The organism is Pseudonocardia sediminis, from assembly GCF_004217185.1.
Lineage (GTDB): Bacteria > Actinomycetota > Actinomycetes > Mycobacteriales > Pseudonocardiaceae > Pseudonocardia > Pseudonocardia sediminis.
Genome location: NZ_SHKL01000001.1, coordinates 3,027,049 through 3,044,063, shown reverse-complemented (window position 1 = coordinate 3,044,063; position 17,015 = coordinate 3,027,049). Strand labels below are relative to the sequence as shown.

Sequence of the window (17,015 nt, the reverse complement as noted above, 5' to 3'; positions counted from 1 at the left end):
GACCGGCGACGGCCGTGGACGCGCAGGGGTGCGCAGAGCAAAGGACGGCCCGGTGTATGCCGGTCGGGGGTTCCCCCGACCGGCATACACTGCGTTCCGCGATGCCCCAGCTGCCCGATCTCCCGGTCCGACCCGCCCTCGGCGACGTCACCGACGCCCTGCAGCGACGCGGTGGGGCGGTGCTCGTCGCCCCGCCCGGCACCGGCAAGACCACCCTCGTCCCGCTCGCGCTGGCCGGGCTCGACGGCGGCGACCCGCGGCCCGGCAAGGTCCTGGTCGCCGAGCCGCGTCGGGTCGCGGCGCGGGCGGCGGCGAGCCGGATGTCGTCGCTGCTCGGGACGCCGGTCGGTGGCGCCGTCGGCTATGCGGTGCGCGGGGACGCGAAGAGCTCGCCCGACACCCGGGTCGAGGTCGTCACCTCGGGGCTGCTGCTGCGCCGGCTGGCGAGCGACCCGGAGCTGGCCGGGGTGCACACCGTGGTCCTCGACGAGTGCCACGAGCGCCACCTCGACGCGGACCTGCTGTTCACGCTGCTGCTCGACGCCCGCGACGGGCTCCGGCCGGACCTGCGGCTGCTCGCCACGTCGGCCACCCTCGACGCGGCCCGCCCGGCCGAGCTCCTCGCCGATGCGGGCGGCCCGGCGCCGATCCTGACCGTCGAGGCGAGGACCTACGGCGTCGAGACCCACCACCTGGCGCCGGCCCGCGGGGAGCGCATCGAGGCGACGGTGATCCGGGCGGTGCGAGCCGCCCGTGCGCACGGCAGCGTGCTCGCGTTCCTGCCCGGGGTCGCCGAGATCAACCGGGTCGCCTCCGCGCTGCGCGACGACCCCGGCCTCGACGCCGACGTCCTCACCCTGCACGGGCGCCTGCCCGCGGCCGAGCAGGACGCGGCGCTGCGCGAGGGCCCGCGGCCGCGGGTGGTGCTGGCGACGTCGATCGCGGAGTCGAGCCTGACCGTGCCCGGTGTGCGCGCCGTCGTCGACGCCGGGCTGGCGCGGACCCCGCACACCGACCACCGACGCGGGATGTCCGGGCTGGTCACCCGGCGCGTCTCGCAGGCCGTCGCCGACCAGCGCGCCGGGCGGGCGGGCCGCGAGGCGCCCGGGCACGTCTACCGCTGCTGGGGAGAGGGCGAGACGCTCGTCCGGGCGCCGGAGCCGGAGATCCGTACCGCGGACCTGACCCGGCTCGCGCTGGACCTGGCCGCGTGGGGCACCCCGACCGGCGAGGGTCTGCGCTGGTGGGACGCCCCACCGCCGGGTCCGCTGGCCGCCGGGCGGGACGTCCTCACCGCGCTGGGTGCCCTCGACACGCAGGGCGCGGTCACCGGCCGCGGTACCCGGATGGCCGGGATCGGGCTGCACCCGCGGCTGGCCCGTGCCCTGCTCGACGGCAGCGCGGAGGTCGGCGCGCGGGCGGCGGCGGAGATCGTCGCCGTGCTCGACGACGACACCCTCGCCGGCTCGGAGTCCGACCTCGGCACGGCGCTGGCGCGGCTGCGGTCCGGCGACGCCCGCGGCACCGGGCGGTGGCGCGGGGAGATCGGCCGGCTGCGGTCGGCGGTCCGCGGCGACCGCGACCGGCCCGCGCGCGGGTCCCGCACCGACGACGCCGCACTCGTCACCGCGCTCGCGCACCCCGAGCGGCTCTCGCGGCGCCGGGCGAACGAGCCGGGGGTCTACCTGATGGCCGGGGGCACGGCCGTCGAGGTGCCGGCCGGGCCGCTGCGCGACCACGAGTGGCTGGCCGTCGCCGTGGCCGACCGCCGTCCGGGCCAGATCCACGGGCAGGTCCGCCTGGCCGCCGTCGCCGACCAGGAGCTCGCCGAGCACGCCGGAGCCGCGCTGCTGTCGGAGTCCGTCGAGGTGGAGTGGTCCGGCGGCGACGTCCGGGCCCGGCGGGTGCGACGGCTCGGCGCGCTGGTGCTCGGCGAGCGTCGCGTCACCGACCCGGCGCCGGACGCCGTCCGCGCCGCGCTGCTCGAGGGCATCCGCACCGAGGGCACCGGGCTGCTGCACTGGACGGCCGGGTCCCGCTCGCTGCGGTCGCGGCTGGACTTCCTGCACCGCACGCTCGGCGACCCGTGGCCGGCCGTCGACGAGGAGTCGCTGCGCGCCGGTGCCGCCGACCCCGCCGGGTGGCTCGCCGGGCCGCTGGCCACCGCGCGCCGTCGTAGCGACCTCGCCCGCGTCGAGGCCGGGGCCGCGCTGCGCTCGCTCGTCGCGGCGCACGCGGGCGGGCTGGCCGGGCGGATCGACGAGCTCGCCCCGGAACGGCTGGAGGTCCCGACCGGCTCGAAGATCGCGCTGGACTACTCCGGCGACGCCCCGGCGCTACCGGTCCGGGTGCAGGAGGTGTTCGGCTGGACCGCCTCACCCGCCGTCGCGGGCGGACGGGTGCCGGTGGTGCTGCACCTGCTCTCCCCCGCCGGACGCCCGGCCGCGGTCACCGCGGACCTGGAGTCGTTCTGGCGGGGCGCCTACCCGCAGGTGCGCGCCGAGCTGCGCGGGCGCTACCCCAAGCACGCCTGGCCGGAGGACCCGCTGACGGCGGCCCCGACCCGGCGCACCACACGTCGCCGGGACTGACCGTCGACGGACCGATCGCGACCTGTTCGTGATCAGGGCGTGCAAAGGTGGCGGCTCCGAGATCGGGGGCCGATGGGATCGACACGACGCGCGACGACGGCGTGGGCGGCGGTCGTCGCCGCGCTCCTGCTCCTGCCCGGCTGCGCGACCGCACCCGCGCCCCCGCCGGACGCCCCGCTCGCGCGCACGCTCGCCGGTCAGGTCGGCGCCGAGGGGGCGACGGTCCACCTCGAGGCCCTGCAGACGATCGCCGACGACAACGGCGGCGACCGCGCCTCCGGTGGCCCCGGGTACGAGCGCAGCGTCGACTACGTCGCCGGGGCCCTGCGCGACGCCGGGTTCGAGGTCACCACCCCGGCCTACGAGGTCGCGCCCGGGCAGGTCCTGCGGAACGTCGTCGCCCAGACCCGCACCGGCGACCCCGCGGCGGTGGTGATGGCCGGGGCGCACCTGGACTCCGTCTCCGACGGGCCGGGTCTCAACGACGACGGATCCGGGGTCGCGGCGCTGCTGGAGATCGCCGAGGAGCTCGGCCCCGACCCGGACGTCCGCCACGCCGTGCGCTTCGGCTTCTGGGGTTCGGAGGAGGACGAGCTGCAGGGCTCGACCGGCTACGTCCGGAGCCTCTCCGCGCCGGAGCAGGCGTCGATCGCGCTCTACCTGAACCTGGACATGCTGGCCTCTCCGAACGGCGGCTACTTCGTGCAGGGCGGCGAGGGGATGCGGCGGTCGAGCTCCGGGCCGTCCGGGTCGGAGACGGTGGCGCGGGTGCTCACCGAGGAGCTCGCGCGGACGGGTGTGACGGCCGAGACGATCCCGTTCACCGGCGACGACGAGTCCGCGTTCGTCGAGGCGGACATCCCGGTCGGCGGCGCGGTCACCGGGGACGACGAGACCAAGACCGCCGAGCAGGCCCGGGCCTGGGGCGGTGAGCCCGGCGCCGTCTACGACCGCTGCTACCACGAGTCCTGCGACCGGCTCGGCAACGTGGACGAGACCTCGCTGGACCGTTACACGCGCGCCGTCGCCGGCACGCTGGCGCGCTTCGCCACCGCGCCGGACCGGCCGCTCCCCTGATCGGAGTGCCGGCGCTCAGGCGCGCAGGTCCGCGAACACCACGACGTTGGACCGGTAGCTGTGCGCGTCGCCGTCGAACTCACCGCCGCAGGTGATCAGCCGCAGGCCGGCGTGGTCGAGGTCGCCGTAGACCTCGTCGGTCGGGAACACCGACTTCGGGTACTGCCGCACGCGCGTCACGTCGAACACCGCGGTACTGCCGTCGGCGCGCTCGATGCGGATCTCCGCGCCCGGCGCCACCGTCTCCAGCGCGGCGAACGCGCCCGGCTTCCCGCGCCAGTTCACGTGCGCGGCGACGACGGCCGGTCCGAGCTCGCCGGGGGTGGGCCCGCCGGTGAACCAGCCGCTGGTCGGGCCGTCGGAGGGAACCTCCATGCCGCCGTCGGGCTTCAGGCCCAGGCCGATCACCGGAGCGTCGATCCCGGCCGAGGGGACCGTGATCCTCGTCGGCTCGGACTCCTCCAGGACCGTCGCCGGGGGCGCCTCGGCGACGGACGGGCGCGTCGTCGCCGAGGCGGAGCGCAGCGCGTCGGTGGTGGGTGCCGCGGCCGGGTCGGCGACGACGAGCGCGAGGCAGGCCACGACCCCCACCCCCGCCGCGCGCAGGGCGAGGCGGAGGTGGGCGGGACGTGGCCGGGCGCTCACCCCGTCAGGAGGTGCGGCGCGCGACGCGGCGCAGTGCCACCGCGCCGACACCGCCGGCGACGACGGCACCCGCGATGATCGGCAGCGGGTCGGTGCCGGTGTCCGACAGCGGCCCGTCACCGGCCTCGACGCCGCCGACCGGCTTGGCCGCGACCTGCTCGGTGCTGTCGTCGTCGCTGCTGCTCGAGGCGGCCGCGTAGCCGTCGTAGTCCTCGCAGGCCTGCCCGTCCTTGTCCCGGTCGAGACGCTCCGGGTCGCCCGGCTGCAGTGCAGCCTGCGCTTCCGCCTGGCTGGAGAAATCGGGGCAATCGCGATCGGCGGACTGCGCGAACGCGACGCCGGCGAGGGGGAGGCCGAGACCGGCGGCGAGCACGGCCGAGGCGGCCAGGGTGCGGATGCGCATGGGGAGAGGGTCCTTTCGGGAGGACTGAGACCGGAGAGCCTCAGACCGTTAACGCCCCGTTCGTGACATCGGTGACGCTCCGTCCCGATATTTCTCGATCGGGTCGTACAAATGATCACCGGAACGGGTCGAACCACGGGGTGGCCACCACGGTGTGTGGGGGCTCACTGATCTGGACGTCCGATATGCGACGTGGTTCCGTCATGTACGGAGCAACCGGTTCGTCCGTTCGCCGGTAAGGGTTGAACGGCCCCACGGCCGCGACGGAGGCTGGGCCCATGACCGCCGCCGCACCCACCTCCGCCGACCCCCTCGACCTCCCGACGATCGACGACGTCCGCGCCGCCGCGGTGCGGATCCGCGAGGCCGCGCACCGCACACCGGTCCTGACCTCGCGGCTGGTCGACGCCGAGGTCGGTGCACAGGTGTTCGTGAAGGCGGAGAACCTGCAGCGCTCGGGCAGCTTCAAGTTCCGCGGCGCGTTCAACACGCTGTCCCGGCTCTCCGCCGAGCAGCGGGCCGCCGGAGTCATCGCGTTCTCCTCCGGCAACCACGCCCAGGCCGTCGCGCTGGCCGCGTCGATCCTGCACGTCCCGGCCACGATCGTGATGCCCACCGACGCCCCGGCCACCAAGATGGCCGCGACCCGCGGCTACGGCGCCGAGGTCGTCACCTACGACCGCTACACCGAGGACCGCGAGGCGATCGCGACCGCGCTGGCGGGCGAGCGCGGGCTGACGCTGGTCCCGCCCTACGACCACCCCGACGTCATCGCCGGGCAGGGCACCGCGGTGCTGGAGCTGCTCGAGGAGACCGGCCCGCTGGACGCGCTCTACGTCTGCCTGGGCGGTGGCGGGCTGCTGTCCGGGTCGCTGCTCTCGGCGCGGTCGCTGGCCCCGGACTGCACCGTCTACGGCGTCGAGCCCGCGGCCGGTGACGACGGGCAGCAGTCCCTGCGCGCCGGCCGGATCGTGCGGATCGAGCCGCCGCGCACGCTCGCCGACGGCGCCGCGACCCCCTACCTGGGCACCCGCACGTTCCCGATTATCCGGGACCTGGTGACCGACATCCTCACCGTCACCGACGACGAGCTGGTCGACGGGATGCGGATGTTCGCCTCCCGGATGAAGGTCCTCACCGAGCCGACCGGCTGCCTGGCCTACGCCGGGATGCGCGCGGCCGCGGCGGCCGACCCGGAGCGCTTCGCGGGGGCGCGGATCGGTGTGGTCGTCTCCGGCGGCAACGTCGACCTGGACCGCTTCGCAGCACTGGTCGGCTGACGTCCGGCCGCCGCACCGCGGAGCACGCCACGCGGGAACCGCCGTCGTCGTCCCGACGACGTGTCGCACCGGCCGCCGGGTAGGTTCCCGGGCGTGGGCACGCGCGAGGATCCCGGGGCGGAACGGCAGGCACTGACCGGGGTCGTCGTCGGTGCGGTCGCGATCGTCGGGGCCGTGGTGCTGGCCGTCCTGGGCTGGGCCGGCGGAGCGGTCGCGGTGATCCTCGGGCAGGTCGCCCGCCGGCGCGGCGCCGGGAGCCGCGCGACCACGGCCGTCGTCCTCGGGGCGGTGGCGATCGTGCTGGGCATGGCGAACGCGGTGTTCGGCGCCTACCTGTTCTCCCGGTGATGCGGGACCGGGTCCGGCGGGCCCTGCAGCGTCCGGGCACCGCGGATCTGAGCCACCACCGTCGTGCCGTGGCCGCCGCGGGCGAGGCCGAGGCGCGGTGCGAGGCCCTGACCGACGCCGAGCTGGCGGACACGGCCCGCCGTGCGGCGACGGCGGCGCCCGGACGGCGCACCGACGGCCGGGCCGACTTCTGCGCCGCGGCCCGGGAGTCGGTGCGGCGCACCTGCGGCGTGCGGCTCTTCGACGAGCAGCTCTACGGCGTGCTCGGCCTGCTCGACGGGCTGGTCGTGCAGATGGCGACCGGCGAGGGCAAGACGCTGTGCGGCGCGGTGGCGGCGGCCGGTTTCGCGCTGCAGGGCCGCAGCGTGCACGTGCTGTCGGTGAACGACTACCTCGCCCGGCGCGACCGCCTCTGGACCGCGCCGCTGACCGACCTGTGGGGCGTGACCGGGGACTGGATCGAGCAGTCGCACTCCCCCGATCGGCGGCGCACCGCGTACGCGACGTCGGTGGTGTTCGGCTCCGCCACCGAGATCGGGTTCGACGTGCTGCGCGACCGCCTGGTCCGCGACGTCGCCGACCGGGTGCTGCCACACGCCGACGTCGCGATCGTCGACGAGGCCGACTCGGTGTTGATCGACCAGGCGCGGGTCCCGCTCGTGCTGGCCGGCAGCGCCGACGGCGAGGCGTTCGACCGGGCCCTGACCGACCTGGCCGCCACCCTGCGCCCGGGGACCGACGTCCGGACCGACGCCGAGCAGCGCAACATCGAGCTCACCGACCGCGGCGTCGACCGGGTCGAGGCCGCGCTCGGCGGGATCGACCTGTACACCGAGGAGCACGCGCCGACGCTGGCCGCGGTGCACGTCGCCCTGCACGCGGAGTTCCTGCTGGCGCGCGACGTCGACTACATCGTCCGCGACCGGGCCGTCGAGCTGGTCGACCCGACCCGCGGACGGGTCGCGATGCGCCAGCGCTGGCCGGACGGTATCCAGGCCGCCGTCGAGGCCAAGGAGGGTCTGGAGGCGAGCGCCACCGGCGCGGTGCTGGACCAGACGACGGTCGGCGGGCTCGTCGAACGCTACGACAGGGTCGCCGGGATGACCGGCACCGCGGTCGCGGTCGCCGAGGAGCTGCGCGAGTTCCACGCGCTCGAGGTCGCCGTCGTCGCGCCGCACCGGCCGTGCGTGCGCGACGACCTGCCGGACCGCGTCGTCGACACCGCCAGCGAGCGCCGCGACGCCGTCGTCGCCCGGATCGTCGACGTCCATGCGGGCGGGCGTCCGGTGCTGGTCGGCACGCCGGACGTCGCCGCGTCCGAGGACCTGGCCACGGCGCTGCGCGCCCGCGGCGTCGAGGTGGCGGTGCTCAACGCCCGCAACGACGGCGACGAGGCCGCCGTCGTCGCGCGGGCCGGGGAGCCGGGGCGGGTCACCGTGTCCACCCAGATGGCCGGGCGCGGCACCGACATCCGGCTCGGCGGCGTCGACGGCACCGGCCCGGCGCACGAGCGGGTCGTCGCCGACGGCGGTCTCTACGTCCTCGGGTACGGGCGTCACACCAGCAGCCGCCTCGACGACCAGCTCCGCGGCCGCGCCGGGCGCCAGGGCGATCCCGGTGTGAGCGAGTTCTTCGTCGCCCTCGACGACGACGTCATCACCCGCTTCGGCGACGGCGCACCGGTCGCTGCCGACGACCCGCAGGCGGCACGCGTCGTGGACCGTGCACAACGCGTCGCGCAGGCCGACGAGCTGCAGGTCCACCGCACCACCTGGAACTACCACCACCTGCTCGACCAGCAGCGGGCCCGGCTCCTGGAGCACCGCGAGCAAGTCCTGACCACCGCGCTCGCCTCCGACGACCTCGCCGGCCGGTACCCGGAGCAGCACGCCGCACTCGTCGCCGCGCACGGCACCGAGGCGGTGACACGCGCGGCCCGGCTGATCCGGCTGCACCACCTGGACCGGCGCTGGAGCGAGCACCTGGCCGTCGTCGCGGAGCTGCGCGAGGGCATCCACCTGCGCGGCCTCGCCCGCGGGATGACGGCGCTGTCGCCGCTCGACGAGTTCCACCGCGACGCGATGGCCGCGCTCACGACGCTCACCGAGGACGTGGACCGCGACACCGGTGACGCGTTCGCCGCCCTCGACCCGGACGGCCCGATCGAGCCGGACGCGGTCGTGCCCCGGCCGTCGAGCACCTGGACCTACCTGGCCACCGACACCCCGTACGGCTCGGACGCCGAACGCGCCCTGAGCGGGCTAGTCCGGGTCGTGGCCGGCAGGAAGGCCGCCACCCGTCCCGGCTGGTCGCCGGTGCGGATCGTCCTCGGGCTGGCCGTCGTGGCGATGGTGGTCGCGATCGCGTTCCTGCTGGTCTTCGGCTGACCCGGCGCCGACCGCCGGGGCTCAGCGCACCCGCAGGACCGGCTTGCCCGGCGCCCGGTCCGGGGAGTCGACGTAGGCGTGCGCCGCGGCGACGTCGTCGAAGTCGAAGACCCGGTCGACCGTCGGAGTGAACGCCCCCGACGCCAGCCCGGCGCGGACGAAGTGCTCGGCACGGCGCAACACGGCCGGGTCGCCGGTGACCTCGAACAGGTGGAAGCGGCGCAGCCAGACCGGTGCGTAGGTGCCGCCGGGCAACGGGGTCGGCTGCCCGGACAGACCGCCGTGCACGATCACGGTCGCGCCCGGCGCGCAGGCGGCCACCAGCTGCGTGACCTGCGGCCCACCGTCGGCGTCGAGCACCAGGTCGGCGCCGTGGCCGTCGGTCGCGGCGAGCAGGTCCGCGGTCAGGTCCTCCCCCGGCACGACGACGTGTGCGGCGCCGGCGGCACGCAGCGCCTCGGCGTGGTCGAGCGTGGCCACGGTCGCGACCGGCTCCGCGCCGAGGTGGCGCAGCACCTGCAGGGCGGTGACGCCGATGCTGTTCGACGCCGACGTCACCACCACCCGGTCGCCGGGCCGCACCCGGACGGTCTCGGCGACCATCCCGTACACCGTCACGTACGGCATCCACACCGCGGCACTGCTCACCGCGTCCAGCCCCTCCGGGCGCGCGACCAGCGCGGACGCGGGCACGACCGCCTCCTCCGCGTAGACCGGGTAGTCGTTCTGGGAGAACGCCGGGACGACGCTGACCTCGTCGCCGACACTCCAGCGCGGCACGTCCGGACCGATCTCCAGGACCACCCCGGCCGCCTCCGAGCCCAGACCGGCGGGCAGGCGCGGGGCCTCCAGGTAGGTGCCGCGGCGGAAGTTCACCTCCGCGCGGTTGAGCCCGATCGCGTCCACCCGGATCCGCACCTCACCCGGTCCGGGCGCGCGCACCGGCACGTCCTCGATGCGCAGCACCTCGGGCCCGCCGAGTGAGTGGAAACGGATCGTCGACACCATGGCGCCCAACCTACGGCGGAGCGCACCCCGATAGGTTCGCCGACGGCGACGCGCGAGGGGGTCCGAGGTGGACGAGGACGACACCGGTCTCGACCGGTTGACGATGTTCAGCGACGGGGTCTTCGCGATCGCGATCACCCTGCTCGTGCTGCCGCTGACCGACACCGAGATCCCGGACGGACGGGTCGGCGAGTCCCTCGCGGCGCTGTGGCCGCAGATGTTCACGTTCGCGCTCAGCTTCGCCGTGATCGGCCGCTACTGGATGATCCACCACAAGATCTTCCGGAAGATCGTCCGCTCGGACGCGCGGCTCCTGGTCCTGAACCTGCTCTACCTGTTCTGCATCGCGTTCCTGCCGTTCCCGACGTCGGTGCTGGGCGAGCAGGGCGAGGAGGCCGCGGTGGTGGTGCTCTACGCCGGCAACCTGATCGCGATCGGGCTCGTCTCGGTGACGCTGTGGTGGTACGCCTCGTCCCGGGGGCGGCTGGTCACCGACAAGGTCTCGCCGCGGGAGGCCCGGGCCTCGATCGCCGCCGGGATCGCCCCGACACTGGGGCTGGTGCCCTCGATCCCGCTCGCCTTCCTCGCGCCGGACTGGGCGAAGTACTCCTGGCTCCTGATCATCCCGTTCTCGATCGTCGGCGAGCGCCTGTTCCCGCAGTCCGACGACTGACCCCCTCGCTGCGGTCGCCCGATCGGGCGACCCGGGATACCGTCGACATCACTGACAGTGGTCGCTCTGGTCCTCGGTGACCGCAGACGGACCGTGCTGTGCTCGGATCCTGCAGGGAGGACCTGAACGTCATGACCGACCGTGGCCGGAACCTGGTCGACGACGACGCCGGGAGCGACCCGGGGAACGACGCGGGCGGCACCGACGTCGCCGGCGTCCCGCTCCCCCGCCGCAGCCCCCGGCCCGGCCGCAGCGAGATCGCGCAGGCCCGGTCCGAGCTGTTCGGCGACGACGGCGACGTCCTGTGGACCGACGCCACACGCACCGATCCGGACCCGGCCGGCGAGCCACCGGTGACCGGCGCCGAGAGCCCCGACGACGCCACAGGCCCCGGCGACACGGCACGGGCCGCGTACCCGGCGGACGCACCCGCCGGGCTCACGCCCGCGCAGGACCCGCCGACGGTGTTCCTGACCGCCCCGCCGTCGCCGCCCACCGGGCCCGGCTACGTCCCGCCGCCACCGCCGCCGAAGGACCCGGAGCCCGCCGGGCGCCGGTCGTGGCCCCGGATCGTGCTGGCCGTGGTCGTCGCGGCGGTGCTGCTCGGGCTCGCCTTCGGCATCGGTCGCGCCACCGGGACGGCACCCGTGCAGGACACCGCGGCACCGGCCCTGCCGTCGCGGCCGACCATGATCGGCCAGGTGCTGTCGGTGCGCAGCGCCGACACCGTCACGGTGCGGGTCGCCGACCAGACCTTCGACGTGTCGGTCCTCGGCCTCGACGCCCCGCAGCCGGCGCGCCCGGCGGGACCGGACGGACCCGCCGTCCCGGCCGAGTGCGGCGCCGACGCGGGCATCGCCTACGCCTCCGACCAGCTGATCGGGCGTCAGGTCACGCTGGTCCCGGACCCGACGGTCGACGAGTTCGACCAGCAGGGCCGCCGGCTGGCCTACCTCGTGCTGCGCACCGAGCAGAACTACACCGACCAGGCGCTCGTCGCGGGCATCGCGCGGGCCAGCACCGATCGCCCCCTCTGGTACAGCGACGTGCTCGCCCAGGGCGAGACGACCGCCCGCGCCGCGGGGGCCGGCATCTGGGGTTTCCCCTGCAACGAGACGCGCTGAGCCCGGCGTACCCGGTACCGCCGGTCCGTTCCGCACGCTGCCCTCACAGGGCGTTGCTGATCTCCACCAGGTTCGCGTCCGGGTCCCGGACGTAGACGCTGAGCAACGGCCCGCGGGCGCCGGTGCGCTCGATCGGGCCCTCCTCGACCGCGACGCCGTGCTCGGCCAGCTCGCGCCGCACCTGCTCCAGCGGGTCGAGCGTGATCAGGCAGACGTCGGCACTGCCCGGCGTCGGACGCTCGGCCTTGGGCTCGAACTCGTTACCCGCCCGATGCAGGTTGATCTTGCTGGAACCGAACGCGAGGGCCCGCCGTCCCTCGCCGAAGGTCACCTCCTCCATGCCGAGCACGTCGCGGTAGAAGGCGACGGTCCGGTCCACGTCGGCGACGGTGAGGACGAGGTGGTCGAGCCGGTCGATGCGCACGCCGACGATCCTGTCAGCCCGCTCCGGCCCCCAGCGGGCGGGTTTGCCACCCCACCCTCCGGGAAGGCGGCACCGGACACCGACCCCCACCGCGAGGAGACCACCGTGCCCGCCGAGACCCGCAACGGACCCGAGCTCCACCCGATGACCGAGAACCTCGCGACCGGGAAGAACTACGCCTCGGTCGCGACGATGCTGCCCAGCGGCCACATCCAGAACCAGATGATCTGGGTGCACGTGATCGCCGGGCAGATCGTGCTCAACACCGAGACCCACCGGGTGAAGTACGTCAACGCCACGACCGACCCGCGGATCACGGTGCTGATCCGGGACGAGGACGACCCGTACCGCTACGCCGAGGTCCGCGGCACGGTCACCGACTTCACCACCGGCGACCGGGCCCGCGCCCAGCTCGACGAGGTCTCGCGCAAGTACACCGGCGCCGACTACCCGCCGGAGGCGATCAAGTCCGAGCGCGTGCTCATGTGGGTCACCCCGGACCGTCAGACGGTGATCGACCAGAACCACGACATCGCCGACTAGCAGACGTGGCGGGCGCCGGGCGAACCCCAGGGTCGGCGCCGTCGAACGTCTGTTCTACCCTCACCCTGGTTGCGCGACATCGCAGCGACGAGCGAGATGAGGGAGCACGTGGACGAGGCCCAGCCTGGCACCCCCACCACCGAGCCCACCGGCAGCGGGATCGGTGACACCGCCCCGGCGGACGGCGTCACCGCCGCGCCGACGACCGGCGGTACCGCGGATGCTGGCTCCCCCGCGGAGGGAACGCCGTCGACGTCCACGTCCCCGGAGCAGGCCTCCGTGGAGACCCCGGAGAAGCCGAAGCGCGGGCGCCCGAAGGGCTCTTCGACGGCCAAGACCACCCGCGTGGTCAGTCTGACCCTGACCGTCAGCGGGTCGGCGGACGGCGAGTGGCAGGCCGAGCTCAAGAACGGCGCGACCTGGGTCGCTCGTGGCCTGCCGGTCACCGCGGCCGCGGTGTCGCAGGCCGCCGCCGCGCTGCACGCCGACCTGGCCGGCCCGATCGACGAGGTGATCGAGACCGCGCGGTCGGCGAAGGCCGCCCGGGTGGCCGAGCTCGAGGCGGAGCTGGAGCAGGCGAAGAAGGCCCTCGCCGAGATGGAGTAGCTCCTCAGGCGAGGAGCGGTTCCAGACGGCGGGCGTGGTCGCGCAGCGCCTCGACGAGCTCGGGGTCCGGGTCGGCGATCCGGTGCGCCGGGCCGGAGAGCGCGAGGCCCGCGACCAGCCGCCCGTCGCCGGGGGCCCGCACGGCGACGGCCAGACAGCCGCGGTCGGCACGTAGCTCCCCGCACTGGCGCGCCAGGCCGTCGCGGGTCACCTCGGCCAGGCGCGCGGTCAGCTCGTCCGGCGAGGCGACGGTGTGCGCGGTGAACGTGCGCAGGTCGCGGACCAGGGCCCGCCAGTCCGGCTGCTCGGCCAGCAGCAGCCGTCCCAGGGCGGAGACCTGCGGATAGCGGGCGAGCAGGTCGGCGTCGCTGGGCGGGTGGTCCGGGTCGGGGTCGACGATCCGCAGCTGCCCGCCGTCGAACGATGCCAGGTGCACGCCCCAGCGGACCATCCCGCGCAGGTGCTCCAGGACTCCCCGCGCTGCGGTCGGCAGCGTGGTCACCGCGGGCAGCGCCAGACGGGCGGCGCGGCGGCCGAGGGCGAAACCGCGCAGGTCCGGCAGCCGGACCAGGTACTCCTCGGCGACGAGCAGGTTGAGCAGCCGGTAGGTCGTGGCCGGGGGCAGCCCGAGCGCTCCTGAGATCTCCTTCGCCGTCACGCCGGGCCCGGCCGCGACGACCTCCTCCAGCACCGCCAGCGTGCTGCGCACGGCGCGGGGCTGGCGGCCGGAGAACGGCGGCGGGCCGCCCTGCCGTCCCGGGGACTCGCCGGGACGGTCCTGCGGCGGGCCGGTCACGCGGCCCGGCCGAGCACGTCGTCGGCCACCGTCTCGTCGTAGACGCCGATCCCGTCGAGGGTGTCGCGGCGGCGCAGGCGCAGCCAGCCGTACCAGCCCAGGGCGAGCAGCGCCGTCGCGCCGAGGACGACGGCGGCCCGCGGCGACCCGGACAGGAACGCCACCAGCACGACGACGAGCACGGGCGCGATCACCGCCGTCGTCGCGACGGCGGGCCAGGTCAGCTCCCCGATCCGGCGCAGGAACACCGGCGCGGCCACGCACACCAGCAGGTAGGCGACGAGGAACCCGGCGGTGGCCAGCGTCAGCAGCGCCACCAGCACCGTCCACGACGGGACACCGAGCGCCACCGGTACCGCGAACGCCGCGACCGCGACCGGCACCGACGACGTGATCGCGACGTGCGGGGTCCGGAACCGGGTGTGCGTCCGGCCGAGCGCCCGCGGTGCGACACCCTCGCGAGCCAGCGAGAACAGCACCCGGGCCAGGGCGTTCGCGGTCGCCGCGGCGCAGGCGAAGAACGACATGCTCAGCGCGAGGTCGAGGACGGTCGGGATCCAGGACCACCCGCGCGCGGAGGCCAGCACCAGCACCGGCTCGGTCTGCCCGGCGAGTCCGCCCGGGGTCCCGGCGAACCCGACGACCTGGGTGTAGGCGGCGAACAGGTACAGCACGCCCGCGACGGCCGCCGTCGCCCCGACCGCGCGCGGCACCGTCCGGAAGGGACGGCGGGCCTCCGCGCCGAGCGACGTCGCGATCTCGAACCCGATGAACGCGGCCACCGCCGGCAGCACGCCGGCGGCGATCCCGGACAGGCCCGGGTCGGGTGCGGCGGGCACATCGCCCGGCCCGGGCAGCGACCCGCCGGCCAGCAGCAGCGCGAACACCACGACCAGCACGGTGATCGCGACCGTCTCCACGAGCAGCACCACCCGTGCGGCGACCCGCACCCCGCGCAGCGCCAGACCGACGACCACGACCCCGACCACCAGCGCCGCCGCCACCGTGACCCGGCGACCGCCGCCGAGAAGCACCGTCAGGAACGTCGACGCCCCGGCCACCGCCGCCGCGCAGAGCAGCCCGTACCCGAGCAACGACGCCACCCCGCAGGCGAACGCGGCGCCCGGCCCGAGCCCCTGCGCGGTGAGGCTGTACAGCCCGCCCGGCGCGGCCATCCGCCGGGTGAACCGCCCGATGCAGGCCGCGACCAGCAACGCGAGGACGGTCGCGACGGCGAACGAGACGATCGTCGCCCCGCCCGCGGACGCCGCCACGATCACCGGGGTGGCCGCCATCGCCGCGGACGGCGCGGCCCCCGAGACCGACTGCGCGAACACGTCGAGCACGCCGAGACGACGGCGCTCCAGGCCGTGCACCGGGGAGCGCTCGCGCAGTGACGGGAGGTGGCGCATCGACGTCCTCTCAGGAGTTCCGCGAACAGTAGGAGCGCCACGTTAGACGCCGATCCCGGCGCTGTGACCAGCGACGACGAGCCGAATGAGAATTTCTCCGGGACGTTTCCCGCGGCGTGGGAACGCGCCGGCACGTGATTCGCACCACCGGGGAGCGGCCTTTGACCGGCCCGTACTGGCCGGGCGACGGTCACCGGGCCCGTACCTCGCACCCCTTCCCGGGAGACGCCCGTGAGCGCACCCCCTCAAGCCCCCGCCGGCACCCACCGCACGCTCACCGGCTCGCTCGGCGTCGGCTCGATCGTGTTCATGGTCGTCGCCGCGGCCGCACCGCTGACCGTCATCGCGGGCACCGTCCCGCTGGGCATCGCGGCCGGCAACGGCGCGGCGTTCCCCACGACGTTCGCGCTGTGCTGCGCGATCCTGCTGCTGTTCGCGGTCGGGTTCTGCGCGATGAGCCGCCACGTCCCGGAGGCCGGGGCGTTCTACTCCTACATCGCCCGCGGGCTGGGCCGCGCGCCCGGCCTGGGCTCGGCGTTCCTGGCCCTGGTCACCTACACCGCCGTGCAGCTGGCCGTCTACGGCTACGTCGGCGCGGTGATCGACGGGCTGGTGCAGCACTGGGGCGGCCCGGAGCTGCCCTGGTACGTGTGGTCGGTGGTCGTCCTGGCGGTCGTCGGGACGCTGGGCTACCGGCACATCGAGCTGTCCGGGCGGGTGCTGGGCGTGCTGCTGGTCGCCGAGGTCGCGATCGTGCTGGTGTTCGACGCCGTCGTCATCGGGTCCGGCGGCGGGTCGGCGGAGGGGCTGTCGAACACGTTCCTGGTGCCGAGCCGGTTCGTCTCCGGGTCGCTCGGCATCGCGATCATGTTCGCGATCGCGTCGTTCATCGGGTTCGAGGCGACGGCGGTGTTCCGCGACGAGGCCCGCGACCCGCAGCGCACCATCCCCCGCGCCACCTACACCGCGCTGATCCTGATCGGGGTGTTCTACACGCTCTCGGCGTGGGCGGTGATCTCCGCGTGGGGCGACACCGAGGCGATCGCGCAGGCCGGCGCCGACCCGGGGAACATGATTGTCACGACGATCACGAACACGCTCGGCCCGGTCGGCGGCGACATCGCCCAGGTGCTGCTGATGACGAGCCTGATCGCGGCGATCCTGTCCTTCCACAACGTCCTGGCCCGCTACTTCTTCGCGCTCGGCAACTCCGGCGCGCTCCCGGCCCGGTGCGGGCACAGCCACCCGCGGCACGCCTCGCCGCACGTCGCCTCGCTGACCCAGTCGGTCACCGCCCTGGTGTTCGTGGCCGTGTTCGCGATCGCCGGGCTGGACCCGGTGACGCAGGTGTTCGCCTGGATGGCCGGCACCGCCACGCTCGGCGTCCTCGCGCTGATGGCCCTGACCTGCGCCGCGGTGCTGGTGTTCTTCCGTCGCTCGCGAGTGGACACCCAGCCGTGGCACACGCTCGTCGCCCCTGCGCTGGGGCTGGTGGGCCTGGTCGTCTGCCTCTACCTGACCGTCTCGAACTTCACGACCCTGATCGGCGGCTCGCCCGTGCTGGCCGCCGGGATCGGCGCCGTCCTTGTCGTCGCCTTCGTCCTGGGCGCAGTCTGGTCGCGCCGCCGTACACCCCCGCCCGGGCCCACCGCCCCGGCCGCCGACGCCGCCGTCGACGCGGCCTGAGAGGAGAACGAC

At 75.2% G+C, this 17,015-nt stretch carries 16 protein-coding genes; 10 read left to right on the top strand and 6 right to left on the bottom strand.

Annotation, left to right across the window (positions count from 1 at the left end; translation table 11 throughout):
- Positions 1-101: 101 nt before the first annotated feature.
- Together hrpB and EV383_RS14230 are read left to right on the top strand one after the other, a co-directional pair.
- Positions 102-2,591, top strand: a complete 2,490-nt coding sequence (hrpB, locus tag EV383_RS14235) for an ATP-dependent helicase HrpB (RefSeq protein WP_130290361.1) — start codon at positions 102-104, stop codon at positions 2,589-2,591.
- Between the two features lie 72 nt (positions 2,592-2,663).
- Positions 2,664-3,668: a M28 family peptidase gene (locus tag EV383_RS14230; RefSeq protein ID WP_130290360.1), complete on the top strand. Its 1,005-nt coding sequence runs from the start codon at positions 2,664-2,666 to the stop codon at positions 3,666-3,668.
- 15 nt (positions 3,669-3,683) lie between these two features.
- Here the strand turns inward: EV383_RS14230 and EV383_RS14225 are convergent, their stop codons facing one another.
- Both EV383_RS14225 and EV383_RS14220 read right to left on the bottom strand, forming a co-directional pair.
- Complete coding sequence (locus EV383_RS14225; protein ID WP_130290359.1) at positions 3,684-4,313, bottom strand: class F sortase; 630 nt, start codon at positions 4,311-4,313, stop codon at positions 3,684-3,686.
- A gap of 4 nt (positions 4,314-4,317) precedes the next feature.
- On the bottom strand, positions 4,318-4,716 hold the full coding sequence (locus EV383_RS14220; protein ID WP_130290358.1) for an excalibur calcium-binding domain-containing protein: 399 nt from the start codon (positions 4,714-4,716) through the stop codon (positions 4,318-4,320).
- A gap of 278 nt (positions 4,717-4,994) precedes the next feature.
- Here EV383_RS14220 and EV383_RS14215 point away from each other — a divergent pair, with 278 nt between their 5' ends.
- The 3 genes from EV383_RS14215 (at position 4,995) to secA2 (ending at position 8,731) form a co-directional block, all read left to right on the top strand.
- A complete protein-coding gene (locus EV383_RS14215) occupies positions 4,995-5,996 on the top strand; it encodes a threo-3-hydroxy-L-aspartate ammonia-lyase (RefSeq protein WP_130290357.1) in 1,002 nt (333 codons plus the stop codon).
- A 93-nt stretch (positions 5,997-6,089) separates the two neighbouring features.
- Positions 6,090-6,344 (top strand): hypothetical protein, encoded by a 255-nt coding sequence (locus EV383_RS14210; protein WP_130290356.1) that lies wholly within the window; start codon positions 6,090-6,092, stop codon positions 6,342-6,344.
- On the top strand, positions 6,344-8,731 hold the full coding sequence (gene secA2 / locus EV383_RS14205; RefSeq protein WP_130290355.1) for an accessory Sec system translocase SecA2: 2,388 nt from the start codon (positions 6,344-6,346) through the stop codon (positions 8,729-8,731). The genes EV383_RS14210 and secA2 overlap by 1 nt, the downstream gene beginning before the upstream one ends.
- Before the next feature lie 21 nt (positions 8,732-8,752).
- Here the strand turns inward: secA2 and EV383_RS14200 are convergent, their stop codons facing one another.
- A complete protein-coding gene (locus EV383_RS14200; RefSeq protein ID WP_130290354.1) occupies positions 8,753-9,739 on the bottom strand; it encodes a zinc-dependent alcohol dehydrogenase family protein in 987 nt (328 codons plus the stop codon).
- A 67-nt stretch (positions 9,740-9,806) separates the two neighbouring features.
- Here EV383_RS14200 and EV383_RS14195 point away from each other — a divergent pair, with 67 nt between their 5' ends.
- The gene (locus EV383_RS14195; RefSeq protein ID WP_130290353.1) at positions 9,807-10,412 is read left to right on the top strand and encodes a TMEM175 family protein; all 606 of its coding nucleotides are present in this window, start codon (positions 9,807-9,809) and stop codon (positions 10,410-10,412) included.
- 131 nt (positions 10,413-10,543) lie between these two features.
- Positions 10,544-11,536, top strand: coding sequence for a thermonuclease family protein (locus EV383_RS14190; protein WP_130290352.1), 993 nt, complete (start codon positions 10,544-10,546; stop codon positions 11,534-11,536).
- 43 nt (positions 11,537-11,579) lie between these two features.
- Here EV383_RS14190 and EV383_RS14185 read toward each other — a convergent pair whose 3' ends face one another.
- Positions 11,580-11,960 (bottom strand): VOC family protein, encoded by a 381-nt coding sequence (locus EV383_RS14185; protein ID WP_130290351.1) that lies wholly within the window; start codon positions 11,958-11,960, stop codon positions 11,580-11,582.
- A gap of 105 nt (positions 11,961-12,065) precedes the next feature.
- On the opposite strand from EV383_RS14185, the gene EV383_RS14180 reads away from it, so the two are divergent.
- Positions 12,066-12,503 (top strand): PPOX class F420-dependent oxidoreductase, encoded by a 438-nt coding sequence (locus EV383_RS14180; RefSeq protein ID WP_130290350.1) that lies wholly within the window; start codon positions 12,066-12,068, stop codon positions 12,501-12,503.
- A gap of 96 nt (positions 12,504-12,599) precedes the next feature.
- Positions 12,600-13,109 (top strand): DUF6319 family protein, encoded by a 510-nt coding sequence (locus tag EV383_RS14175; RefSeq protein ID WP_242623094.1) that lies wholly within the window; start codon positions 12,600-12,602, stop codon positions 13,107-13,109.
- A gap of 4 nt (positions 13,110-13,113) precedes the next feature.
- On the opposite strand, the gene EV383_RS14170 is transcribed toward EV383_RS14175, so the two are convergent.
- Together EV383_RS14170 and EV383_RS14165 are read right to left on the bottom strand one after the other, a co-directional pair.
- A complete protein-coding gene (locus EV383_RS14170; protein ID WP_130290349.1) occupies positions 13,114-13,905 on the bottom strand; it encodes an IclR family transcriptional regulator in 792 nt (263 codons plus the stop codon).
- On the bottom strand, positions 13,902-15,317 hold the full coding sequence (locus tag EV383_RS14165) for an APC family permease (protein ID WP_130290348.1): 1,416 nt from the start codon (positions 15,315-15,317) through the stop codon (positions 13,902-13,904). Before EV383_RS14165 ends, EV383_RS14170 begins: the two co-directional genes overlap by 4 nt.
- Positions 15,318-15,548: 231 nt before the next feature.
- Here EV383_RS14165 and EV383_RS14160 point away from each other — a divergent pair, with 231 nt between their 5' ends.
- Entirely contained in the window at positions 15,549-17,003 is a 1,455-nt protein-coding gene (locus EV383_RS14160; RefSeq protein ID WP_242623093.1) for an APC family permease, read from the top strand.
- Positions 17,004-17,015: the final 12 nt, after the last annotated feature.